We start from the raw sequence: 24,557 nt of genomic DNA, 5'->3' as shown, positions 1-24,557 counted from the left end.
TTGCCCGGCGCCCTTCTCCGCATACTCTGCCACTCCCTGGGGATTTTCCCTTACCACCGTAGGGGCGCTTGCCAGCTCTCCTTCAGCTCGGCGATAGGGGCGTCCACTACCACCTTTCCCGAGACTCCTTTGACCACCAGCCGCGGATCGTTTTGCACCTGCCCTATTTTGGCACAAGGCAGGCCGCGCATAAGCTCCTCGAAAGCCTTGGCCGCCCCGGGCGACACCTCGACGACAAAGCGGCTACACGATTCAGAAAAGAGCAAGGTGTCGTTTCTCACATGGGAAAACGCGTAAGGCACCGCGGCGAGCTCGACCTGCGCCCCCAGGTTCCCGGCAAAGGCCATCTCCGCGATTGCCACGCCCAGTCCACCCTCGGAGCAATCATGGCAGGCGCGCACCAGCCCACGTTGCATGGTCTCAGAAAGGGCGGTAAACAGGCGCAGCGCCTCGCTTGGCTCCACCTTGGGCACGCCGTTACCCACGAATCCGCGCACCGCGTAGTAGTGGCTCCCGCCCAGTTCATCCCGCGTCATGCCCACCACGTACAGGGAGTCGCCGGCACGTTTCAGGTCCATGGAGACCGCTTTCCGGCAGTCCGGCATGATGCTGATGGCCGAGATGAGCAGGGTCGGCGGAATGGCGATGGTTTCCCCCTGCTCGGTGGTGTACTCGTTGTTCAGGCTGTCCTTGCCCGAAATGAAGGGGGTGCCGTAGGCCTTGGCGATGTCGTAGCAGGCCTGGGCGGCGCGCACCAGCCCTCCCAATCGGTCGGGCTTGTCCGGGTTCCCCCAGCAGAAGTTGTCCAGCAGTGCGGTGCGCGACACTTGACCGCCTACTGCCACCACGTTGCGCAAGGCCTCGTCTATGGCGGCGGCCGCCATCCAGTAGGGGTCGATTTGGCCGTATTTGGGGTTGATCCCATTAGCCACCACGATCGCGCGATAAGAGTCATAGCGGGGCCGCACGATGCTGGCATCCCCCGGACCATCGTTATTGGCCCCGACAAGCGGCTTGAGGGCGCTACCACCTTGCACCTCGTGGTCGTACTGGCGTACCACCCATTCCTTGCTGCACACGTTCCAGGAACCGAGGATTTGGTGCAAATAGGGGGTGAGGTCCTGTGGGTCTTCGAAGGTTGCTTCCTCCCAGCTCGCCGCCTGCCAGCGTGCCTCCCGCACCAACCTCGGCAAGCCCTCATGGAGGAACTCCATATCCAACCGGCCTACGACGTGCCCTTGATAGCGCACCACCAGCTGGCGGTCGGAGGTCAACTGGCCTATCACCGTTGCTTCCACGTCTTCGCTAGCGAACAAGGCGAGCGCTTCTTGCAGCTTTTCCGGAGGCACAAAGATCACCATCCGCTCCTGGGCCTCGGAAATCCAAATCTCCGTGTAGCTGAGGCCCTGGTACTTGAGCGGCACCTTCTCCAAGTCCACCACCGCGCCTGTCTCGCGCGCCAGCTCGCCAATGGCGGAGGAAAGTCCGCCGGCGCCGCAATCGGTGATGGCCCGGTACAGGCCGCGGTCGCGCGCCTGAAGGAGAGTGTCAACCACCTTCTTCTCGGTGATGGCGTTGCCGATTTGCACAGCGCCCCCCCATTCCACTTCGGACTCCACCGTCAGCTCGCCTGACGAGCACGTGGCGCCATGGATACCGTCGCGCCCTGTCCTCCCGCCCACGACCACGATGTAGTCGCCGGGCACGCTCTCCTTGCGGTGCATCCCTTTGGGCAGAAGGCCAACCGTGCCGCAATAGACAAGGGGGTTGCCGAGGTAGCGCTCATCGAACAGCACCGCGCCGTTCACCGTGGGGATGCCCATTCGGTTGCCGTAGTCGCGCACCCCTGCCACTACGCCTTTCATGATGCGCTTCGGGTGGAGCACTCCTTTGGGCAGCCGTTGCAGCGGAAAATCCGGCGGGCCGAAGCAGAAGACATCGGTGTTGACGATTGGTTTTGCCCCGAGGCCGGTACCCAGCGGGTCGCGGATGACGCCACCGATGCCGGTATTGGCGCCGCCATAGGGCTCTACTGCCGAAGGGTGATTGTGCGTTTCCACCTTGAAGCAGACGTCATACTCATCATCGAATTCGATGACCCCGGAGTTGTCGACGAACACGGACACGCACCATGGCAACGCCAACTCGCGCGTGACGCGCATGACAGTCTGCTTGAGGAGGTTATCGATGGTGGTGCCACCGTACCTGATCAGGCCGCGCAACGTCTTGTGGCTGCAGTGTTCCGACCAAGTTTGGGCCAACGTTTCCAGCTCCAAATCCGTGGGATTCCTCCCCAAGCCCCGGTAGTACGACTGGATGGCGCGCATCTCTTCCATGTTGAGAAACAGGCTGCGCTCTTTGCTTATCGCCCGCAGGCGGGCGTCATCGGCCGCAAGGAGCTCGATCTCCACCAGCTTGAAGGCATACTCGATGGTGCCGTGGAAGATTTGCTCCCCTGGCCGCACCACGTGCTCGACCACCTTGTTCGCCAGCAGCTTGTCGACGATGAGCTGCTTCTGCGCCTCGCTGAGGTGGCCCAGCAGCCGGTATCTGCGCGCCGTCTTGACGGCGGTGAGCGAGCGGATCCCCAAGTCGCGGATCCCCTTCATGGCGCTCTCTTCCACAGGATCCATGACCCCAGGGTTGTAGGTAATCTCCACGTCCCACTCATCCGCCCCAGGTGGCGGCAGCACCTCGCCATCCACGGCGTACACCTGAGTCACATTGTCCGCGAGCAGCTCGCTGGCGATGCGCTCCTTTTCTGACGCGCTGAGAGCGCCTTGCAGGTAGTAGACTTGCACGGCATGCTGGCACTTTGCTGCGGCCAAACCCAAGTCCTGGAGTCCGGAACTCACCGCCGCAGCCGCGGTATCCAAGAACTCTGGTCTAAGCGCGATCTCGATCCGCGTGGTCACTGGCTACCCTCTGAACACTTCGCTCATTTCTGGTCGTCGATGAGCCTCTGCAAGAGCCGCTCCCTGTCCACAGGAAGCACACCCACCTCTTCGCACACCAGGCCGGCGGCGTAGTTCGCGATGGTCGCTGCCTCTGGCGGGGAAGCTCCGGCAGCATAAGCCGCCGTGAAGACACTAATCACCGTGTCGCCGGCTCCGGAGACGTCGTGCACCTTGCGCGCCTTGGTGGGAACGTGAGCAGCTGCGCCGTTCCGCTGGAATAGAAACATGCCATCTGAGCCCAGGGTAAGGAGCACGTTCTCGCAGGCCAGCCTGTGCAGCAACTCTTCGCCGGCAGCGCGGACATCCTCATCCCTTGCCAGTCGCCTGCCCAGCACCTCTTCGGTCTCCCGCCGGTTGGGCTTGAGCGTACAAACCCCTTGATACTCGAAGAAGTGATCGAACTTCGGATCCACCATCACCGGCAGGTCACGACTGCGGGCCAGCTCTAACGCCCCCTGAATCAATGGTGAGGTGATGAGTCCCTTGTTGTAGTCTTCGATGATGAGTGCCTGAACCTCGGGTAAGATGTGCCGGAGAAAGTCCAGCAAGTGACCGCAAACTTCCTCCCCAATTGCGTGCCGCGTCTCCCGGTCTATGCGCACCACATGTTGGTTGTGGGCGATGACGCGCGTCTTCACCGTGGTGCCGCGCCTGGGATCGGTGAGGATCCCTTCTGTTGGAAAGCGCAACTCCTCCATGAGCTGCCGGAGCACGGCGGCATGCTGGTCGCTGCCTACCACCCCAACAGGCACCGGCCTGGCGCCCAGGGAGGCAAGGTTGTGGGCGACGTTGGCGGCGCCGCCAAGCCGCACCGACTCAGACTCCACCACCACCACAGGCACCGGCGCCTCTGGTGAGATGCGCTCGACAGAGCCCCAAATGTAGCGGTCTAACATCACGTCGCCGAGAACGGCAACGCGCAGGTTGCTGAACGCAGCAAAGAGCTGCCGCGCACGGGTAGCTGAAATAGCAATCATACAAATCCTCTATGGCCCGGAGCAAGTGGTGAGCAAAGATAGTGAAATTCCGGGTAAATGTCAACCGATAAGCACCATCTCTGGCCGCGACGGGCGCTCCTCGGTTCTGGGCTTGGGCGCCAGGCAGAGGCGGGCGAGCACGCCCTGACACACTCTTCGCGCCAATTCCCGCCTCTGCGGGGCAAACCTCTTGATTTTCTCCAGAAATTTCCATAAACTAACAGTACCTTTTCGCTGCGCCAAGGCGCGGCGCGATGATGCACCCGAGGAGACTGGACATTGCGATCCATCGCTGGCAACGACCGTTAACTGCGGAGGATGGCGTCATGGGAACCTGGACCCGGAGAACCAGCCTGTGCGTGGTGGCTGCGGTGCTGGCTGTGGCTGCTCCCGCTGCGCTTGCCCAGAAGAAAATGCTCACCTACAAACAGGTCTACGAGGGAGGACCGCCACGGCTGTTCGGCCAACTCTCGCGCATCGAGGGGTGGTTGGACGACCAGCACTACTTAGAACGGGCCGTGCAAGGCGAAGGACAGGAGGGCGGCAGCCGGCTCATGAAGGTCAACGCCGCAACAGGCGAATCGACGGTTTTTCTCGACTATGCAGAGCTCAAAGAGAAGCTGCCAAAGGGCTTCTTCCTCCAGGCGGCGGTGGACCACACGCCGGACTATTCCGCCTTCCTGCTGCCACGCCAGAATGACCTCTACTACTTTTCGGCAGCCACTGGTGAGTTCAAACGGCTCACTGCCACCCCAGGCCAGGAGAAGAATCCCCGCTTTTCACCTGATGGAAGCAGAGTGGCCTACACCAGAGACAATAACCTCTTCGTGCTGGACATTGCGTCTGGGCTTGAGCATCAGCTGACCACCGACGGCTCGGAGACGGTCTACAACGGCTGGGCTTCGTGGGTCTACTACGAGGAGATCCTGGGCCGCGCTTCCCGTTACGCGGCCTTCTGGTGGGCGCCCAACAGTCAGATGGTGGCTTTCTTGCGCTTCGACGATAGCCCGGTGCCGACCTTCCCCCTCTTCCGCGCGGACGGGGTCCACGGCGAACTGGAAATGACCCGCTACCCGAAGGCAGGCGACCCCAATCCCTACGTGAAGTTAGGCATCGCCCACGTGGACGACGGCAAGATCGTCTGGGTTGAAAGGGATGAAAAGGCAGACCACTACGTGGCCTGGCCCTTCTGGACACCGGACAGCAAGCAACTCCTCTTCCAGTGGATGAACCGCGGGCAGGACCAGCTGAAGATCCTCGCCGCCGAGCCGAGCACGGGAAAGGTCACCGAGGTCTACAGTGAGCAACAGACCTCCTGGGTGGAATTCTTCGAAGACCTCTACCTTTTCAAAGACGGCAGCGGCTTTTTGCTCCGCTCCTGCGTGGATGGCTGGCACCACCTCTACTACTACGATATGAGCGGCAAGTTGCGGCAACGCCTCACCAGCGGCGAGTTTACCGTAAGTTCCATCAATTTAGTGGACGAGGCGAACAGGGTCGTCTACTTCCAGGGCGCCCCGAAGGGGGTCGTGGAGAGCCACCTCTACCGCGTGGGGCTCGATGGCAAGGGCTTCAAGAAGCTCACCACTGTTCCGGGTAGCCACCGGTGCAATGTCTCGCCGCAAGGGAGCTACTTCATCGACACCTATAGCAGCATCGCGCACCCCTCCAGAATGGAGCTGCGCTCCTCGGACGGCACCTTGGTGCGCAGCCTCGGGGACACCCGGCTGCCAATTATGGACGAATACGCCCTCGGTAAAGTGGAGCTTTTCACCATCCCTTCTGGTGATGGCTACGACCTCCCCGCGGTATGGGTGCTCCCGCCGGACTTTGATCCGGCCGAGCGCTATCCGGTCCTTTTCGAAATCTACGGCGGACCAGCCTCTCCCACGGTGTCCAACTCATTCCGCAGGCTGAGCTGGTACTATTTGGCCCAGCAGGGCATCATCGTCATCTCTGTTGACCACCGCGGCTCTGGCCACTTTGGCAAGAAGGGAGTGGCGGCCATGCATCGCAACCTGGGCAAATGGGAGATGCACGACCTGATTGCCGCCGTCAAATGGCTGCGCCAGCAACCCTTTGTCGACCCGGCGCGCATCGGCATCGAGGGCGGAAGCTACGGCGGCTATACCACGTGCATGGCCCTCACCTACGGAGCGGACTATTTCACGCATGGCGTCGCCGAGTATTCGGTGACGGATTGGCGCCTGTACGACACGGTGTACACCGAGCGCTACATGGACACACCTGCGGAAAATCCCGATGGCTACAGCTTCGGCTCGGTGCTCACCCACGCCGACAAGTACAAAGGGCACCTGCTCATCACCCACGGCACAATGGACGACAACGTGCACATGCAGAACACCATTCAGTTCATCGACCGCCTGCAGGAGCTCAACAAGGAGTTTTCGCTGATGCTCTATCCGAACGCCCGGCATGGCATCGGCGGCAGGAAGGGCGTCCATGCGCGCAAGGCAAGTGTGCAATTTTGGTTCCGTCACTTCCTCGGCAAGGATTTGCCAACCGAAGAGACTGCTGAGTAGAAACCGCAGACCGACAAGAAAGGACCCGTGATGGCTATGAAACGCAGCTCCCTGGTCAAATATGCGCTGGTCGGCGGATGCGTCCTCTTTCTGGCTTCCAGTCCCAAGAAGTGGTGTGTCTTGGAGAGCGCGGACCTCTCGTTGGGGGCCCATCATACCCGACATCTGGAGGTCTTCGGCAAGTATGTCGAGGGGTTCAATAATGGTATCAACACCGCCATCTTGCAGGCAATAGACATCGTGCAAGCTCACGCCATGGACGGCGGTGGCTATTTCACGGGAAAGGACTCGGTGCCCACCGAATCGCCCGTCTACTACAACCTGCACCTTTTTGGCAGGCCGCTCATCGAGGTGCCCAGGCACTCCAGTTATTGCAGTGGTGCTACCTACACGGCCTTCATTGAGGCGCTCAATCTCTTGCTGAGTGAGCGCGGCGGAGAGCTGAGCGAAGAACGCTACGAAGCGCTGCGCATGCAAGAGCCGGACGGCAGTAGGCGCGAAGACCTCGTCAAGTTCTGGGGATATTGGAACGCCGATGGCTTCGGTTCCCACTATGCCTTGGTGCAGTACGGCAAGATGGGAGAGGCAATCGCCCCGGAAGAGCTGCGGCCAGGCGACTTCGTCAACATCTCCTGGCAGCGTGGGCTCGGCCACTCGGTCATCTTTCTCGGGTGGGCGAAGGTCAAGGGGGACAAGAAGATGCTCTACTGGTCCAGCCAACGCGCCACCAACGGCTACGGCGACCAGCTCGTCTCGCTGAAGAGAATCAAGAACATCAAAGCCGTGAGGCTGACCAAACCGGAAGGCGTTTTCTCCTTCGATCCTGCCACGCCCGTGGACACCCACATCAGCGGCGACCGGATAAGGTGGTAGGCTCAGCGCACTTCACTCGCGACTTCGAGAGGATCGGTGTCCCTCGCCCATGGAGACGATCAGAGTTAACGAGCTCACCAAGAGGTTCAAGACAGTCACGGCGGTAGACGGGGTGAGCTTTGCCGTCGATCAGGGAGAGCTCTTTGGCCTCTTGGGCCCCAACGGTGCCGGCAAGACGACGCTCATGCGCATGCTCACCACGCTGTTGCAGCCCACCTCCGGCACGGCCTTTGTTGCCGGCTACGAGGTGACCAAGGCGCGCAACCGGGTGCGGGCATGCATCGGCATTGTGTTTCAGGAACCGGCCTTAGACCGCCAACTCACCGGCCGGGAGAATCTCGACTTTCATGCCCGCATGTACGGATTGAACAAGTCCGAACGCCGGGCGCGGATCGCGGAGGTGCTGGAACTGGTCGAGCTCACCGAGCGAGCAGACGATTTGGTGGAGCACTACTCCGGAGGCATGCAGCGCCGACTGGAGATAGCGCGTGGGCTAATCAACTGTCCGAAGGTGCTCTTTCTGGACGAGCCTACGCTGGGCTTGGACACCCAGACACGCCGCAAGATTTGGGATTACATCCGCACCATGAATCGGGAGCGAGGCACCACCATCGTGCTCACTACCCACTACATGGAAGAGGCAGATGCTTTGTGCGATCGCGTGGGCATCATGGACCTGGGCAAGATCGTGGCCTTGGACACGCCGAAACGACTCAAGGACCTCATCGGGGCGGACGTGGTGACGTTGGAGGTGGAATCCGGCGACTGCCAGCCACTTCGGGAGCTCCCCTGGGTGCAGTCGGCGGTGGCCCACGATGACCATCTCACCCTTACGCTGAACAACGGCGAGCGGAGCATACCCCTTCTCTTGGAGGTGGCGCACCGTCATGGCATCAAGATCAAGAGCGTGGAGCTGCACAAGCCAAGCCTCGAGGATGTGTTCCTGCGCTTCACCGGGGCGACCATTCGTGACCGCCACGCAGCGGCAAACCACGGGCCCAGGCGGCCGCGTCGCCCTTAGGCCGGCCTGCACGCAGGGGACAAAGGAGCGAGAATGAAGGTAGTGAGCTTGCAGGCTGTCCACATGCTCTGGCTGCGCGAAATGAAGCGAACCTGGCGCGCCAAGAGCCGCATCATCGGCTCGTTGATGATGCCGCTCTTCTTCCTCCTCTTCTTGGGCTCGGGGTTCCGCAGGGCCGCCCTCCCTGGGGTACCCTCAGGGGTGGACTATATGAGCTTCTTGATCCCCGGAGTGGTGGGTATGACTCTGCTCTTCAGCAGCACCTTTGGCGGGCTGCAGGTGCTGTGGGACAAGGAATTCGGCTTCCTCAAGGAGATTATGGTCACGCCGGTGTCGCGGTTCTCCATTGTGCTGGGGCGCCTTGCGGGGGCATCCACCCTCGCCATTGGGCAGAGCCTGGCCATCCTCCTCTGCGCCGTGGGGTTGGGGTTCACGCTCAACACCGGGTGGGGACTGGCGCTGGGCTGCCTGTTCATGCTCCTCATCGCGTTTACCTTCATCGGCATGGGGTTGGCCTTCGCCTCGCGCATGAACGACATGCACGGCTTTCAGCTGGTGGTCAACTTTGTGGTCTTTCCCATCTTCTTCCTCTCGGGCGCGCTCTTTCCCATCCAGAACCTGCCGCGCGTGCTGCGGCTGCTCTCGTACCTCGACCCCTTGACCTATGGCGTGGATGGCCTGCGCGGGGCCCTGGTGGGCTCTTCTGCCTTCCCTCTCGGCCTGGACCTGGGCATCCTGGCGCTGAGTTGCGCTGGCGTGCTCCTCATCAGCTCGCTGCTGTTCGAGACCAGTGACGTGGGACATTGAGGGCTCGCCCAAGGGCTGATTCCCCATGAGTGCACCTGTGCTGCTCTACATCGTCGATGTGTTTGCCGAGGAGCGCTACAGCGGCAACCAGCTGGCCGTCTTCCGTCACGCGCAGCATCTCACCACAGAGCAAATGCGGCTTCTGGCTCGGGAGATGAACTTTTCTGAGAGCACGTTCATCGTTGACGAGTGGAGGGCGGCAGAGTCTTTCCCGGTGCGCATCTTCACGCCCGCCACCGAGCTCCCTTTCGCCGGACACCCGACGCTTGGCACGGCCTTCGTAATCCAACAAGAGGTATTGGCCGGAGAGTGCGTCCCGCAGGTGAACTTGGAGCTATCGGTGGGCCGCATCCCGGTGCGGTTCGAATACGGCGAGGAGGGCCCCGAGCGGCTGTGGATGAGGCAGAACAGCCCGGTATTTGGCCCTGTGGTGGAAAGAGAACTCGTGCAGCGAGCCTTGGGACTTGCCGGCAGCGAGCTCGCCCCCTTGCCGGCAGAAGTTGTTTCCACCGGCTTGCCTTTCATCATCGCCCCGTTGGCAAGCCGCGCTGCGCTGAGTAAAGCGCGCCTCACTTCTGACCAGAGGCTGCTCAAACGGCTGCCGCTCATGGCATTTCTCCTCTTCTGCCCGGAAACGCGCTCCCCTGCCAACCAGCTGAGCGTGAGGGTCTTCGCTCACCAATACGGCGTGCCGGAAGACCCGGCCACCGGCAGCGCCAACGGCTGTCTGGCCGCCTATCTGGTGCGCCATCGCTACTTTGGCACGGACGCCATCGACATAAGGGTCGAACAAGGCCACGAGGTGGGCCGGCCTTCCCTGCTCCTCCTGCGCAGCAGAAGAGAAGGAGAAACGATGAGAGTCGAGGTGGGAGGAAAGGTGATCATGGTCGCCAACGGGGAACTGCTGGAGAGAAGCGGGTGAGGAGGCTGACACAGCGGTGGCACCTCTGCACTTGCTCACTGTTGCGCGCCTGGCCATGAATAGGTTCGTTCGCTTCTTCGCGACGGCGCCAGACAGGCCCACGCGCCACGATGCGCAGGAGATCGACCACCTGTACCGACGCACCCGCGCCTCGGTGATGGTCGGCATTACCCTGGGCTATGGTCTTTCGTATCTCTGCCGGCTCGGCATTTCAGTGGTCAAGAAGCCGCTCATCGACACCGGGATTGTGACCGCTGAGCAGTTGGGGGTTATTGGCGCGGCGTTCTTCTATACCTATGCAGTGAGCCGATTCACCAACGGCTTTTTGGCTGACCACGCCAACATCAAGCGCTTCTTCCCAGCGGGACTGCTGCTGTCGGCCTTGGTCAATTTGGCAGTTGGTGGCAATACTGCTTTTTGGCTCTTTGTCCTCCTCTGGGGGCTCAATGGTTGGTTCCAGGGCTTTGGCTCTGTGTCTTCGGTGGTGGCGCTCAACCACTGGTTCGCGGGCGACGAGCGGGGGCGGTTCTACGGCATCTGGAGCACGGCCCACGCGCTGGGGGAGGGATTGACCTTTGTGGCAACTGCTGCCGTGGCCGCGGCCCTGGGATGGCGCTTTGGCTTTATCGGCCCGGGGCTCGTGTGCGTAGCGGTGGCGGTAGGCCTGTACCTGGCCCTGGCGGACCGGCCGCAGACGCTCGGACTGCCGTCCGTAGCTCAGTGGCGCCAGAGCGGGAAAGTTGCGGGCTCCGCGTCGACCCTCAGTCGGGATAGGTTCAAAGACCAACTGCGGGTGCTGAGGATGCCGGCCTTGTGGGTGCTGGGTTTGGCCTGTATGACCATGTCTGCGACCCGCTATGCCATGAACAGCTGGGGCGTTCTCTACCTGCAGGAGGCAAAGCACTACACCCTGCTCAAAGCGGGGAGCATGTTGGCCATCAACACCGTGGCCGGTATCGCGGGCTGCGTCGCATACGGCTTCGTTTCGGATACCCTGTTCAAGGCAAGGAGACCGCCGGCCAACCTGCTTTTTGGCCTCATCGAGGTGGGCGCCTTGGCGGCAATTTTCCTCTGCCCGGCAGACCGCCCACTGTGGCTGTCGGCAGCATTTGCGCTCTACGGATTCGGGTTGAGCGGCATCCTGGCGGCGCTCGGCGGCTTGTTCGCCATTGACCTGGCGCCCAGGCAGGCTGCGGGAGCAGCGATGGGCTTCATCGGCGTGTTTAGCTACCTCGGTGCCGCCTTCCAGGAGTTGGTCAGTGGCCTACTCATCCACCGGGCCACTGTTGTGGTGAACGGCGTGCGCCACTACGATTTTCACTATCCGACTCTGTTTTGGTTAGGTACCTCGGTGGTGTCTTTGCTCTTGGCTGCCTCATTGTGGCGGGCAGGAGGCCCGGAAAAAACAGGTGCGCCGTGAACACCTACTCGGTCTCCTCCTATGGACTGCTTCCGTGTGGCACTTCCGGATGCAGCGCTGGGGGCGGAGTAGCTGGCGTCCGCACCAATGCGCGGCCGGCCAGTGGTAGCAGCGAGGTAGCCCAAGGGGATACGTGCGAGCAGGGCACGGGGCTCTTGCCGCGGGAGGTTCCCAGGCGGCCTTCCCTGCACTTTCATAAGCGACGGAGGTGACGATGCGACCGCTTCTCTGCCTTGTCATTCTCGCAGCCAGCGCTTTGGCGGCCAGAGGACAGCGCCCTTATGAGCAAGATACCATTGCCACGCTGCAGGGGCCGCTGCACATCACGTTCATCGGCCACGCCGCGGTGATGTTCACTTGGCAGGACAGGGTCGTCCATGTGGACCCAGTCACACGCGAGGCCGACTATGCCACGCTGCCCAAGGCTGATCTGGTGCTCATCACCCACGAACATCGTGACCATTTGGACACGCTGGCCTGGCGCCAAATACGCAAAGTCTCCACGGTAATAGCCATCCCCCCGGCGGGTAGCGCGATGGTGCCCGAAGGAATCGTCCTCCGCAACGGTGAGGTGGACACCTTGGCGGGGTTCCCTGTGGAGGCGGTGCCCGCCTACAACGTCGTGCACAAGCGGAGCAGCGGCGAGCCTTTCCACCCGCCCGGCCGGGGAAATGGCTACGTGGTCGCCTTTGGTGAGACGCGCGTGTACATCGCAGGCGATACCGAGGACATTCCCGAGATGCAGGAGCTCGGCGACATTACCATTGCCTTTCTGCCCATGAATCTCCCCTACACCATGACGCCGGAGATGGCCGCCAACGCAGCGCGCATGGTGCGGCCAAAAATCCTCTACCCCTACCATTACGGCAATTCGGACGTGCAGCGGCTGGTGGAGCTCTTGCGCGAAGAAAAGGGGATCGAGGTGCGCATCCGCCAGATGCATTGACCCCGCGCAAACGGGACGACCCAAGGCAAGGAGGTACTTATCGTGAGCAAGGAGTTGCGCCGGCCCACTTTGCTCCTCAATGTGCAGCGGGCACGGCAGAACATCGAACGCATGGCAACAAAAGCGCAGCGGAGCGGCGTGCGCTTCCGCCCGCACTTCAAGACGCACCAGTCGACGCGCATCGGGCGCTGGTTTCGGGACTATGGCGTGCAGGCCATCACCGTCTCGTCCGTGGACATGGCCTGGTATTTCGCCCGTGACGGCTGGCGTGACATAACGATTGCCTTCCCGGTCAACCTGTGCCAACTCGACGAGATCAACAGCCTCGCTCGCAAGGTTCGGCTCGGGCTGGTGGTGGAATCCACCAAGAGTGTGTGGGCGTTGCGCGAGCAAATGAAGGCCACCGCCGATGCCTGGATCAAGGTGGATGTCGGCTATGGACGGACTGGCCTGGCCTGGGACGATGCGACGCGCCTGACCACCCTGGCCGAAGAGATCGAGCGCTCGCCGAACCTCCGCCTGCGCGGTCTCCTCACCCATGCCGGGCATGCCTATCGGGCGCGCTCCCACGAAGAGATCGTCGCCATTTACCAGGAGAGCGTGGCACGCCTAAACGGCGCGCGCCAGCGTCTGCAGGCAGTGGGGTTCACCGATCTTGAGCTCTCCACAGGAGACACGCCCTGCTGCAGCGTGGTCGACCATTTCGGCGCGGTGGACGAGGTGCGTCCCGGAAACTTTGTCTTCTACGATGCCATGCAGCTGTGCCTGGGCACCTGCAGCGAGCGTGACCTGGCGGTGGCGGTGGCATGTCCGGTAGTGGCGCGGCACGAAGAGCGCGACGAGCTGGTGATTTGGGGAGGGGCGGTCCATTTCTCCAAAGATGCAGTGAGCGACGGCAAACGCACCCTGTATGGCCTGGTTGCCCTGCCTGCGGACCGCGGCTGGGGACCGCTGGTGCCGGAGGCCTATGTGGCGGCACTCTCTCAGGAACACGGCATCGTCAAGGCGGAGGGCCACTTTGTGCGCAAGGTGCAGCCCGGCGACCTGCTCATCATCGTGCCAGCCCACGCCTGCCTGGCCGTGGCGCAGATGCGGCAGTACCTGACCACCGAGGGGAAGGTGTTAAAAACGTGTGGCATTTGAGGGCGTATTTTTCTATCTTTGCCTGGGGCGCCGGGGCAGCTACCCCGCCCGACCAATGACCAGGAGGAGCGACCAAGTCGTGGCCACGACCGAACGCATTGCGAGGTTGCGCGAGCAGAGCCTCAACGCTGTGCCCCGCTTGTCCGCCGAGCGCGCCTTGTTGCTGACGGATTTCTACAAGTCGGGCCAGGCCGAGCGCGTCTCGGTGCCAGTGGCCAGGGCGTTGGCCTTTGCCCACATCCTCACGCACAAGGCTATTTGCATCAATGAGGGCGAGCTCATCGTGGGCGAGCGCGGCCCGGCACCCAAGGCCACACCCACCTACCCGGAAATCTGCACGCACAGCTTAGCCGACCTCGTGGTTCTCCACACTCGCCCCAAAATCTCGTTCGTGGTCGACGAGGCCACGCGCCAGGCCTACGAACAGGTCATCATCCCCTTCTGGCGGGGACGCACCATGCGCGAGCGCATCTTCGCCGAAATGGACACGGCTTGGCGCCAGGCCTACGAAGCGGGGGTGTTCACCGAGTTCATGGAACAGCGGGCCCCTGGCCACACCGTGCTGGACGACAAAATCTACCGGCTGGGCCTGCTGGATTTCAAGCGACTGATAAGGGCGCAGATCGCCGCCCTCGACTTTTACCACGACCCGGAAGCGTTTGCCAAGCGCGAGGAGCTTCGCGCCATGGCCATCGCCGCAGACGCATTGATAGCCTTCGCGCGTCGCCATGCGCGCCGTGCCCGCCAGTTGGCTGCAGCGGAAAATGACCCGACCCGGCGGCAAGAGCTCGAGCAGATTGCTGCCATCTGCAGCCACGTACCGGCCCACCCACCGCGCACCTTCTGGGAGGCGCTCCAGTACTACTGGTTCGTCCACATAGGCGTCATCACCGAGATGAATACCTGGGACTCCTTCAACCCCGGACGGTTAGATCGCCACCTGTATCTTTTCTACAAGCGGGACTTGGAGAGGGGAGTGCTGACGCGTGAGCAGGCGCGCGAGCTGCTGCAGGCCTTCTGGATCAAGTTCAATAACCAACCTGCTCCGCCAAAGGTCGGCGTCACGGCCTTGGAGAGCAGCACGTACACCGACTTTTGCCTCATCAACTTGGGAGGCGTCGACCAGGACGGCGCGGATGCGGTGAACGAGCTTTCCTACCTGCTTCTGGACGTGATCGAGGAGATGCGCCTTCTGCAGCCAAGCTCCATGGTGCAAATCAGCAAGAAGACGCCTGAGCAGTTTCTGCACCGTGCCCTGCAGATAGTGAAGACCGGCTTCGGGCAGCCCTCCATTTTCAACACCGACGCCATCGTCCAGGAACTGGTGCGGCAGGGCAAGTCCTTGGTGGATGCCCGCAATGGCGGCGCAAGCGGCTGCGTGGAGGCCGGCGCTTTTGGCAAAGAGAGCTACATCCTCACTGGTTACTTCAACCTGGTGAAGATTCTGGAACTCACCCTGAACAACGGGCGGGATCCGCGCACCGGCCAGCTCATCGGCCTGCGTACCGGCGAGCCGCAGAGCTTTTCCACCTTTGACGAGCTGTTTGCCGCCTATGGCAGACAACTGCGGTATTTCATCGATGTCAAGATCAAAGGCAACCGCATCATCGAGCGCCTCTATGCACAGTACCTGCCCGCCCCCTTTCTCTCCCTGCTCATCGATGACTGCATCCGCAAAGGCAAGGACTATCAAGATGGCGGCGCGCGCTACAACAGTTCGTACATCCAAGGGGTGGGACTGGGCAGCATTACCGACTGCCTGGCTGCGCTGCGGTACCATGTGTTCGACCATCACACCTGCACCATGGGCGAGTTGCTCACTGCCCTGGCCAGCAACTTCGCCGGCCACGAGGTCTTGCGCCAGCGGCTCGTGAATCAGACGCCCAAGTATGGGAATGACGATAACTATGCAGATGAGCTCGCCGTGCGCGTGTTCAACCTGTTCTTTGCCGCCGTCGACGGCCGGCCCAACACCAAGGGCGGGCACTACCGCATCAATCTCTTGCCGACCACCGTGCATGTCTACTTCGGCAGCGTGACCGGGGCTACGCCGGACGGGCGAAAGGCCAGCGAGCCGCTTTCTGAGGGGATTTCTCCGGTGCAAGGGGCCGATCGTCGTGGCCCCACGGCGGTGCTCAAATCGGCAGGCAAGATCGACCACCTGCGCACCGGCGGCACCTTGTTGAATCAAAAGTTCACGCCGCAGCTCCTGGCCGATCAGCGCGGTGTTGCTGCCTTGGCCGCCCTCATCCGCGCCTATTTTGCTATGGACGGCCACCACGTGCAGTTCAACGTCGTCACTGCTGACACCTTGCGGAAGGCGCAGAGGGAGCCGGAAAAGTACCGCGACCTGATCGTCCGCGTGGCTGGCTACAGCGACTATTTTGTGGACCTGAGCAGCGAACTCCAGAATGAAATCATCCGCCGCACCGAGCATACGGCCTTTTGAGGCAGTGAGCAGCACTACGGCCAGAACACACAGCAGAGGGAGCAGCAATGTTTGATGCAGAGGTCTACGTGCAGCGACGCAAGGCGCTCAAGAAGAGGATGGGCTCCGGGCTTCTCCTCTTCCTTGGCAATGACGAATTGCCCATGAACTACCGCGCCAACACCTACCCCTTTCGACAGGACAGCACCTTCTTGTACTACTGGGGCCTTGACTTCCCAGGCTTGGCTGCGGTGATCGACATCGAGGCCGACCAGGAGGTGCTGTTCGGCGACGACTATGGGGTCGACGACATTGTGTGGATGGGGCCGCAGCCCTCCATGGCCGACCGGGCAGCACAAGTGGGGGTGAGCACGACCAGGCCTGTCGCGGAGTTAGAGAAGTGGACGCAGCGCGCCTTGCAACAGGGACAGAGGATTCACTACCTCCCGCAGTACCGGAGCGAGAACCAATTAACGATCGAGCGGCTCACTGGAACGCGCGCCCCATGGGTCAACTCCGCGTGCTCGCGAGAATTCGTCCGCGCCGTCGTAGCACAGCGCTCGGTCAAGTCGGCGCAGGAAGTGGCGGAGATCGAAAAGGCCCTGGCCATCAGCTACGAGATGTACCAGCAGGCCGTGCGCTTGATCGCCCCCGGCCTCTACGAGCGCGAAGTGGTAGGGCCCATCGAGGGGTCGGTGCAGGCACGGGGTTCCATGACTGCCTTCCCCACCATCTTCACGACCCATGGGGAGATCCTCCATGGCCACTCGCACGCTCATCGCCTGGAGGCCGGGCAGCTGGTAGTTTTCGATTCGGGCGCCGAGTCGCCCAACCACTACGCCAGCGACATCACCAGGACCTACCCGGTGAGCGGCAAGTTCACTCCATTTCAGAAGGACATCTACCAGGTGGTGGCGACCGCGCAGGAGAAAGCCATCGCCATCATGGCACCTGGGGTGCCGAATCGTGATGCCCACCTGACTGCGGCGCGCGTCATTGCCGATGGCCTCCGCCAGCTCGGCTTCATGAAAGGCGACCCGGACGCAGCAGTGGAAGCTGGCGCCCATGCACTGTTTTTTCCGCACGGCCTGGGCCACATGCTCGGCCTGGACGTCCACGACATGGAGAACCTCGGCGAGGACTTTGTAGGGTACGACGAAGAGTTCAAGCGCAGTGAGCAGTTCGGTCTGGCTTACCTGCGCCTTGCCAAGAGACTGCAGCCCGGGTATGTTATCACCGTGGAGCCGGGTGTCTACTTCATACCGGAGCTGGTCGGGCAATGGAAGGCGGCCAAGAAGCACCGCGCCTTCATCAACTACGCGCGGGTGGAGCGCCATCTCGGCTTCGGCGGCATCAGGATCGAAGATGACGTGCTCATCACCCGCACCGGCCATCGCGTGTTGGGCAAGCCCATTCCCAAGACGGTCGAGGAAATTGAAGCGTCCATGCAACGCTGACGGTAGCTGTGCGCGCCAGCTGCCTCTCTCGGCTTACTGAAGCGAAGGTGACAGGAAGTTGATGATCGAGCGAGCTTGTGTCTTCTGTGCCTCAAGCAGCAGACTTGACGAAGGCTACCTCCGCCCTGCCTACGAACTGGGCCAACTCTTGGCCGAGCAACGGATTACCCTCGTCTACGGCGGGGGCGCAGCGGGCTTAATGGGCGCGGTCGCCGACGGCGCTCTGTCGCGCGGCGGGCAAGTCGTGGGGGTGATTCCGGCTTTCATGGTGGAAAGGGAGTGGGCGCACAAGGGGGTGAGCCAGTTGATCGTGGTGCAGAGCATGAACGAGCGCAAAGAGCTCATGCGCGCCCAGGCCGACGCTCTGGTAGCCTTGCCAGGTGGTTCCGGCACGCTGGAGGAATTGCTCGAAGCGATCTCGCTGAAGCGGCTTGGCCTGTACCTCGGCCCCATCGTGATGCTCAACACGTGCGGCTTCTTTGACCCCCTGCTGCAACTTTTCGAGCGATGCATTGCCGAGCGATTCATGGACCCGCGTCACCGCCAGATGTGGACCGTTGTCGACGAGCCAGCGAAGGTGTTGGAGGCCATCAGGCAGGCGCCCCCGTGGCCGAGCGGCGCCGTACAGTTTGCCGCTGTGTGAGGCCGTGGCCATCTATGGGCGCGCCACCCAACAAGGTCCCGCACGGCCGACGTTTGTCTCGTCTTCCTTCATGAAAGGCAAGAAAGCACATGCACACGAGATATCCCCTCCACGCAGTAGTGGTGGCGTTAGGTCTGCTCTGGAGCGCGGGCAGCATTGCCCAGATAATGAGTGAGGCAGAAGACCTGGCCTACGCGGACAGGCTCTTCACCGACAAACTCTACGACCTCGCAGCGCTGCAGTACCAGCGCTATGCCGACCGCTACCCGACAAGCCCCAAGGCACCGCAGGCCCTGTTGCAGGCATGTCGTGCCTTGTTCTTGTCCGGGCAGCACGAGGCAGCGCTGCGCACCGGGCGCGATGCCTTGCTGCGCTTTCCCGGCTCTGCCCTCCTGGACCAGTTCCTCTTCCAGCAGGGCCAAACTCACGAGGCGCTGGCGCAGCTCCACCAGGCGGCTTTGGCCTTTGAACGCGTGGCGGCCTTTGCCCCGGGCAGTTCCCTTGCGCCAGAGGGCCTGCTGCGTGCCGCGCGCCTCTATCAGAAAGCTGGCGAGTATGCCGACGGCGAGCGTGTGGCCGGCCTGCTGCTGGACAAGTATCCGACAAGCGCGATGCGCGAAGAAGCACGTCTGCTGCTGGCCACGGCGTTGTTCCATCTTGGCCAGCATGAAGAAGCGCTCGCCGAAGCCGAGAAGTTGATCACCCCGGACCTCAAGAAGAGCACGACTGTCCGAGCCCTGGCCCTGAAGGCAGAAATACTCGATCGCCTCGGCCAGTTCACCGAGTCCGAGCGGATCCTCAGGCAGGTGGCCGAAGCAACAGTCGACTCGGTGGCAACCGCCACTGCTGCCTTCCTCCTGGGGGACATCCTGCAAGGTCGCGGCGAATATGCGGAATCGGCGCGCTTTGCGGAAAGGGCTACGCAGTTTGCCGGCGACAAGGAGCTGAAAGCGCGCTCCACCCTGCTCAAGGGGCAAAGCCTGCTGCGCGCCGGTTCGGCAAGAGAGGCCCTGGCGGCATTTGAGTTAGCCAGTTCTTTGGCGCCAGGGGATTCTCTTCGCGCTGAGGCGTGGCTTGGGGCGGGCAACGCCGCGTTGCAGTTGGCACAATTTGCCGCTGCCCGCCAGCACTTTGATGCGGTGCGCGCCCTCCCTGTCGGCGAGCGGCGGGCCTGCGAACGGGCCATAGCGGCAGCCACCATCGGCGCGATGCGGGCGTCGGCTTCCCTTGGAGAAGCGGAAGCAGCACACGCGCGCGCGGCCCAGTTCAGCGCCCGCTTTCCCAATAGCCCCTTTCTGGACGACATCGCCTTCTTCGATGCCCAGCTCAGTCAAGAGGACACAGGCTGCTCCAGACAGGAGATGCACAAGCTCCTGGGCTTTCTCACCCAATTCCCGCAGAGCCAGTTCGCGGACGAGGTTTCCTTGAGTTTGGCGCGCTGTTATCAAGACCTGGGCGACTATGCAGCAGCAGCCGATGCCTACGAGAACTACGCCGGCCAGTTTCCGGCCTCGCCTTTAGCCGATGAGGCGGCGTACAAAGCCTTGTTGCTCCGTTCCTTCCTTGTTGCGGACTACCGCAAGGCTTCATCTTCGCTGGCGCTGCAAGTGGTCCGGCTGGCCAGCGGCCAAGATCGCGACCGAGTGCCTGTCGACGTGGGCGCGCTGTACTTGGAATCGCTGCGGGACTATGCTACCGCCCGGGCGCTCTATCGGCACCTCTACGCGCAGGACACCACTGCTGCTTCCGCCACGCTCTTGTTGAGCCTGGCCACTTGCTACCATGGGCTGGCTGCCTCAGCTTATCTTTCGGCCCACCAGAGTGCTCTCGGGGCGCTGGTGGACAGTGCCGCCACTTTCTATCGCAAGGCCATCGCCACCTCCAGCGATACCCACGAAAGACTTGCCGCAGTGCGCGGGCTGCTCGGACTGCGCAAAATGACCAAGCTCTCTCCGCTTGACGTGCCGCGCTGGCTAGCGGACCTGGACGCTGCCCTGGCGGTCGTCCCTGCCCAGAGTCCCCTGCGCGCCGAGTTGCTGGCCGAGAAGGCCAGTCTGCTGCTTGAGCAGGGCCCACAAGCCGACAGCCTGGCCTTTCTTGTTCGCACCTTCGCCAGCGACGCAGCTCGCCTTGCTGGCGACGACGAGCTGCGCGCCCGCTGTCATTGGCTGGTGGCGCAAGGATCGCTGGCCGCTCGCGACACGGCGGCTGCCGGGACAGCCCTGAAAACCATCATCGAGCGCCTGCCGCGCACCCGGCGAGGTGCGCAGGCGATGATGTTGGCCGCCGCCCTGGCTGAGGCCGGCAATCGCTTCGGCGAGGCAGAAAAACTGTACGAGCGCGTCCTCAACGACTGCTCCTATGCACCGGTGGCGGACAGCGCGGAGGTGCGGCTTGCCGATCTTCTCATCCGCCAGGAGAAGCACAAGGCGGCCGCCGAGCTCCTCCAGCGTGTGCGGGAGAAGAGAGCAAGCGACATTTCGCTTTCTGAGGCGCCGGATGCCGACCCGCCGGAACTGAAACTCCGTCTAGGCACCGCCTACCACCATCTTGGCCGCTCGCGAGAAGCGGAAGCACTGCTGGTGGAGTTTGTGCGGGAGGCAGCAAGCAACCCGCAGGTTGCGCAGGCCCTCGCCCTTCTTGCCACGATGGCCGAGGAAAGAGGTGACCGGGAGAGAGCCCTCACCTTCTTGCGTCAAGCCAGCTCGCTGCCGGCTGCTTCGCCGAGCGCAAAGGTCTCCGCCCGGCTGCGCACAGCTGACCTGCTCTTTCGCAACGGCGACTATCGCAGTGCGGCAGCCGAGTACCAGGAGTTGATCAAGGATGTGCCAGCGGACTCGGTGCGGCGAGTGGCAGGGCCCAAGCTGGTCATTTCCCTGTTCAGGCTCGATGACCGCCCCCGGGCCACCGCCGAGGCCGAGAAATATCTGAAAGCATATCGCGACGACGCCAATCGTGCCCTTTTTGCCTACGAGGAAGGCGAGTTCTTTATCCGCCAAAAGGACTTTAAGCAGGCGGAAAAAGCCTTCCGCGCGGCGCGGGATGTCAAGAACGCAGAGACGGCAGCCTGGGGGGACATCGGATTGGGCAAGCTCTCCCTGATCATGAACCAACCAGACGAGGCGCTGAACATCCTCGCCGGCGTCCCCGCCAAGTACCCCAACAGTCCCTTGACAGCCACCGCCTATGTGAACCTGGGTGATTTCTACTTCAAGAATGGGCAGTTTGAGAACGCGTTCCTTGCCTTCCAGAAGGCCTTGGCGGTGCCGCGCATTGACTCTGCCATGCGTGCGCTTGCCTTGGGCTACCTGATCGACGCGGCGGATCGCCTGGGCATGTGGGACCGTGCCATCGCCTTTGCTCGCCAGTACCTGCAGGGCTTTCCGCGCGCCGATGACGCCTTTGCGCGCAAAATGCAGATAGGCACCTGCCTGAAGAACCTCAAAGAGTACGAGCGGGCAATAGAGCACTTTCGGGACCTGAAGCCCTACGCCAGCAAGGAGACCGAGCCGGAAATCCAGTACTGGATCGGCAAATGCTACTTGGAGATGGGGAGATACACCGAGGCCATCGTCGAGCTCATGAAGGTGAAGTACCTTTCCCCGCCATCGAAGCTCCCCTGGGCTGTCACCGCGATGTACGAATCGGGGCTGGCGTACATGCGCCTTGGCAAGCTGGACGACGCGCGCCGCATCTTCCAACGCATCGAGCGCGAAGAGGGCAGTGCCAGCAGCTTCGGCCGGGTAGCGAGGGAGCGCATCAAGGAGATAAACGAGAGGAAAGCGGGCCAGTCCGGGTAGCGGGAAGCTGCGGGGGTTTTTCAGCGAGGGGCTTCAAGACAGGACATGAGGAACAAACTGTACGCAAGGGCCATCACCAGTTGGCCTGAAGAAGACCGGCCACGAGAAAAACTGCTCAAGCACGGCGCTCACACCTTGAGCAACGCCGAACTTTTGGCTATTCTTATCCGCACAGGTGTGGAAGGCTCAAGCGCCGTGGGTCTGGACCGCGAACTGTTGCGCAAATTCAAGACCCTGCGCGCACTCAGTGCCTGCGACCCAGCCGAGTCGCGCGAGATCAGGGGGCTGATGCAGGCCATTCGGTGAGGTTGTTTTGTGAACCCTGAACGCTTCCACAACAGCACAGCCCCTTCGTGGACGGCAACGGCCGCATCGGCCGCTTGCTCATCTGGCTGTTGCTGGTGCAGTGGGGACTGTTGCCGCTGCCGATGCTCTACCTGAGCGCCTATTTTTATCGCCACCGCCAGGATTACTATGACCTGCTCTTGGGGGTAAGCGAACGGGGCGCGTGGCGTGATTGGCTGCTCTTCTTCCTGCGTGGGGTGGCCGAGCAGGCGGGAGATGCCCTGAGGCGCGCCCCCAGGTTGCAGGATTTACGCGAGCAATGGCATCAGAACCTGGCCCAGGCACGTTTTTCAGCGCTGCTGATGCGTCTGGTAGATGCTTTGTTCGACACGCCGATCTTGACCATACCGCGGGCGGCCCGTTTGCTCGACGTCACCTATCCCAGTGCACAGCGCAACGTGGAGAAGCTTATTGAGGCGGGCATCCTGCGGTTGCTTGGCGACGCGAGCCGTGGCAAGACGTACGTGGCGTCTGAGATCATGAACGTGATCGGAGAAGAGCCGGTGCCCGGACAATGAATTATACTTTTCGGCCGAAAAGTATGATTCCGAAGCACAGAACTAACGTTTAGTACAATGCCGACCCATGCTCCACGCCCCAACCCGCGAAACCGTGGCCAACGACATCTGGCGGGCGTGCGACATTCCACCCCGTAAGTGCAGGGCAACCCGCGCGAGCTGGAGCGGTGGATTTGCGCGTGAGGGTTGAGGACTGCCAGCTTTCGGTAAGTTGGCAACCCTCTGAAGATGCTCAATCTGGAGCCTTGACCACGCCCAAATGCTCCTTGCCGGAGAGCCAGAATGTGGAATGGAAGCGTCAGTGGACCGAACGCGCTCTGGACGACCTGGCGGCCTTTGCCAACACCGACGGCGGTCTGCTCCTGATGGGCGTTCAGGACGACGGCGAGGTGGTGGGCGCTCGGGCAGATGACCGGGAATTGCAGCGCATCGCCAATCTGATTGCTGCGCACTTGGGGATTACGCCGTCCATCGAAGTCGTGCCAATGGAGGGGCGCGAGGTTATCCGCATCAGCGTGGAACCGACGTCGTGCTTAGTCGCCTTGGGCGGGCGTTATTTGCGGCGCGTCGGCACAACCAACCGCGATTTCGCCCCCGAGGAGTTAGCGCGCCATATCCTGAAGCGCTCCGGGCGTACCTGGGACAGTTTCGCCAGCGAATGGGGCTTCGGCGAGCTGGACGAAGAATCGGTGAACTATTTTGCCCGGCTTGCGCGCCCCAGGTTGCCCCACATTGACCCGGCGCAGCCGCAGGCGGTTCTGAAGAATCTCGGCCTGGTCAGCGAAGGGGAGCTCACCAACGCGGCGGTCTTGCTCTTTGCCCGGCGCCCGCAGCAGCTCTTTCCCCTGGCGCAGGTGCGGATTGGGCTTTTCCGGGGAACGCAGATTCTCGATAGCCACGACTTTCAAGGCACGCTCTGGCAACAGCTCGATGGCGCGATGGAGCGCTTCCGTCAGGTGCTCAAGGTGCGCTTCGACATCCGCGTGGAAGAGCCTTCGCCGGAGGGCTTGCAGCGCCGCGAGGTGTGGGAGTATCCCCTGGATGCCCTGCGGGAGGCGGTGGTCAACGCCCTGATTCATCGCGATTACACCTATCCGGCGGACGTTCAGATTCGGATGGAAGAAGACCGCCTGGACATCTGGAGTCCGGGCGAACTGCCGCCGCCGCTCACGCCGGAGGCGCTGTACGGCCCGCACGGTTCGGTGTTGCGCAATCCGCTGCTTGCGCAGGCCTTTTACTTCGCCGGCATCATCGAGCGCTGGGGCACGGGCACCACGCGCATCGTGCAACTCTGCCGCGAACAGGGCTTGCCGGACCCGGAGTTCCAAAACTGGCAGGGTGGGGTTCGTGTGGTCTTCAGCCAGGACCCCTCCACCCCCGAACGGCTGCGGGCGACGGGGCTGAGCGAGCGACAGATTCAGATTGGTGCGACATTGCGCAGTCGCCAGAGTGCTTCGATCGGCGAACTCCACCGACTCTTTCCAGATGTCACGGCCAAAACCGTCCAGCGTGACCTCCAGGCCCTTGTGGACAAAGGCTTGCTGAAGGCGCAAGGCGAAAAGAAGGGGAGACGCTATGTCCTGGCTCGATAACGGACATTTATCGGACATATTGGACAATTTGGGACAGCCGGGTGTCCCAATAACCGTCGCGCCCGTCTGATCGCCTCGAAGCTAGAGACCGCCGGCCTCGAGGAGAGCGCCGACGCGCGCGCCTCGCGGCTGCCGCCCTTTCTGGGGGAGATGAGGCCTTTCTGT

General features: G+C 62.2%; 16 protein-coding genes and 1 pseudogene. 15 read left to right on the top strand and 2 right to left on the bottom strand.

Annotation, left to right across the window (positions count from 1 at the left end; genetic code table 11):
* Positions 1-50 precede the first annotated feature (50 nt).
* Positions 51-2,915, bottom strand: coding sequence for a phosphoribosylformylglycinamidine synthase subunit PurL (gene purL, locus NUW13_12920; GenBank protein ID MCR4439918.1), 2,865 nt, complete (start codon positions 2,913-2,915; stop codon positions 51-53).
* 23 nt (positions 2,916-2,938) lie between these two features.
* Positions 2,939-3,934, bottom strand: a complete 996-nt coding sequence (gene rfaE1, locus NUW13_12915; GenBank protein ID MCR4439917.1) for a D-glycero-beta-D-manno-heptose-7-phosphate kinase — start codon at positions 3,932-3,934, stop codon at positions 2,939-2,941.
* A gap of 326 nt (positions 3,935-4,260) precedes the next feature.
* On the opposite strand from rfaE1, the gene NUW13_12910 reads away from it, so the two are divergent.
* The 15 genes and pseudogenes from NUW13_12910 (at position 4,261) to NUW13_12840 (ending at position 24,392) form a co-directional block, all read left to right on the top strand.
* Positions 4,261-6,477 carry a S9 family peptidase gene (locus NUW13_12910; GenBank protein ID MCR4439916.1) on the top strand — a complete coding sequence of 739 codons (2,217 nt, stop codon included), beginning with the start codon at positions 4,261-4,263 and terminating at the stop codon, positions 6,475-6,477.
* A 30-nt stretch (positions 6,478-6,507) separates the two neighbouring features.
* On the top strand, positions 6,508-7,350 hold the full coding sequence (locus NUW13_12905; GenBank protein MCR4439915.1) for a hypothetical protein: 843 nt from the start codon (positions 6,508-6,510) through the stop codon (positions 7,348-7,350).
* Between the two features lie 49 nt (positions 7,351-7,399).
* Positions 7,400-8,371 carry an ATP-binding cassette domain-containing protein gene (locus NUW13_12900; GenBank protein ID MCR4439914.1) on the top strand — a complete coding sequence of 324 codons (972 nt, stop codon included), beginning with the start codon at positions 7,400-7,402 and terminating at the stop codon, positions 8,369-8,371.
* Positions 8,372-8,404: 33 nt separating this feature from the next.
* Positions 8,405-9,178 (top strand): ABC transporter permease, encoded by a 774-nt coding sequence (locus NUW13_12895; protein ID MCR4439913.1) that lies wholly within the window; start codon positions 8,405-8,407, stop codon positions 9,176-9,178.
* A gap of 25 nt (positions 9,179-9,203) precedes the next feature.
* The gene (locus NUW13_12890; protein ID MCR4439912.1) at positions 9,204-10,100 is read left to right on the top strand and encodes a PhzF family phenazine biosynthesis protein; all 897 of its coding nucleotides are present in this window, start codon (positions 9,204-9,206) and stop codon (positions 10,098-10,100) included.
* 16 nt (positions 10,101-10,116) lie between these two features.
* Positions 10,117-11,520 carry an MFS transporter gene (locus tag NUW13_12885; protein MCR4439911.1) on the top strand — a complete coding sequence of 468 codons (1,404 nt, stop codon included), beginning with the start codon at positions 10,117-10,119 and terminating at the stop codon, positions 11,518-11,520.
* 214 nt (positions 11,521-11,734) lie between these two features.
* Positions 11,735-12,466 carry an MBL fold metallo-hydrolase gene (locus NUW13_12880; GenBank protein ID MCR4439910.1) on the top strand — a complete coding sequence of 244 codons (732 nt, stop codon included), beginning with the start codon at positions 11,735-11,737 and terminating at the stop codon, positions 12,464-12,466.
* A gap of 42 nt (positions 12,467-12,508) precedes the next feature.
* A complete protein-coding gene (locus tag NUW13_12875) occupies positions 12,509-13,609 on the top strand; it encodes an alanine racemase (protein MCR4439909.1) in 1,101 nt (366 codons plus the stop codon).
* A gap of 79 nt (positions 13,610-13,688) precedes the next feature.
* Positions 13,689-16,058, top strand: a complete 2,370-nt coding sequence (locus NUW13_12870) for a glycyl radical protein (protein ID MCR4439908.1) — start codon at positions 13,689-13,691, stop codon at positions 16,056-16,058.
* A gap of 47 nt (positions 16,059-16,105) precedes the next feature.
* Positions 16,106-17,494 (top strand): aminopeptidase P family protein, encoded by a 1,389-nt coding sequence (locus tag NUW13_12865; protein MCR4439907.1) that lies wholly within the window; start codon positions 16,106-16,108, stop codon positions 17,492-17,494.
* 61 nt (positions 17,495-17,555) lie between these two features.
* Positions 17,556-18,137: a TIGR00730 family Rossman fold protein gene (locus NUW13_12860; protein MCR4439906.1), complete on the top strand. Its 582-nt coding sequence runs from the start codon at positions 17,556-17,558 to the stop codon at positions 18,135-18,137.
* An 89-nt stretch (positions 18,138-18,226) separates the two neighbouring features.
* Positions 18,227-21,937, top strand: coding sequence for a tetratricopeptide repeat protein (locus NUW13_12855; protein MCR4439905.1), 3,711 nt, complete (start codon positions 18,227-18,229; stop codon positions 21,935-21,937).
* Positions 21,938-21,982: 45 nt separating this feature from the next.
* Positions 21,983-22,183: pseudogene (locus tag NUW13_12850) on the top strand (hypothetical protein).
* Positions 22,184-22,290: 107 nt separating this feature from the next.
* Positions 22,291-22,800 (top strand): hypothetical protein, encoded by a 510-nt coding sequence (locus NUW13_12845; protein MCR4439904.1) that lies wholly within the window; start codon positions 22,291-22,293, stop codon positions 22,798-22,800.
* Positions 22,801-23,084: 284 nt separating this feature from the next.
* A complete protein-coding gene (locus NUW13_12840) occupies positions 23,085-24,392 on the top strand; it encodes a putative DNA binding domain-containing protein (GenBank protein MCR4439903.1) in 1,308 nt (435 codons plus the stop codon).
* Positions 24,393-24,557 lie beyond the last annotated feature (165 nt).

The organism is candidate division KSB1 bacterium (assembly GCA_024655945.1).
Lineage (GTDB): Bacteria > Zhuqueibacterota > Zhuqueibacteria > JANLFK01 > Oleimicrobiaceae > Oleimicrobium.
This window is presented reverse-complemented; position numbering and strand designations above follow the sequence as displayed.

Coding starts and splice junctions, on each gene's coding strand:
- rfaE1 (MCR4439917.1), bottom strand. CDS start 3,934: ATGATTGCTATTTCAGCTACCCGTGCGCGGCAGCTCTTTGCTGCGTTC.
- NUW13_12910 (MCR4439916.1), top strand. CDS start 4,261: ATGGGAACCTGGACCCGGAGAACCAGCCTGTGCGTGGTGGCTGCGGTG.
- NUW13_12905 (MCR4439915.1), top strand. CDS start 6,508: ATGGCTATGAAACGCAGCTCCCTGGTCAAATATGCGCTGGTCGGCGGA.
- NUW13_12900 (MCR4439914.1), top strand. CDS start 7,400: ATGGAGACGATCAGAGTTAACGAGCTCACCAAGAGGTTCAAGACAGTC.
- NUW13_12895 (MCR4439913.1), top strand. CDS start 8,405: ATGAAGGTAGTGAGCTTGCAGGCTGTCCACATGCTCTGGCTGCGCGAA.
- NUW13_12890 (MCR4439912.1), top strand. CDS start 9,204: ATGAGTGCACCTGTGCTGCTCTACATCGTCGATGTGTTTGCCGAGGAG.
- NUW13_12880 (MCR4439910.1), top strand. CDS start 11,735: ATGCGACCGCTTCTCTGCCTTGTCATTCTCGCAGCCAGCGCTTTGGCG.
- NUW13_12865 (MCR4439907.1), top strand. CDS start 16,106: ATGTTTGATGCAGAGGTCTACGTGCAGCGACGCAAGGCGCTCAAGAAG.
- NUW13_12860 (MCR4439906.1), top strand. CDS start 17,556: ATGATCGAGCGAGCTTGTGTCTTCTGTGCCTCAAGCAGCAGACTTGAC.
- NUW13_12855 (MCR4439905.1), top strand. CDS start 18,227: ATGCACACGAGATATCCCCTCCACGCAGTAGTGGTGGCGTTAGGTCTG.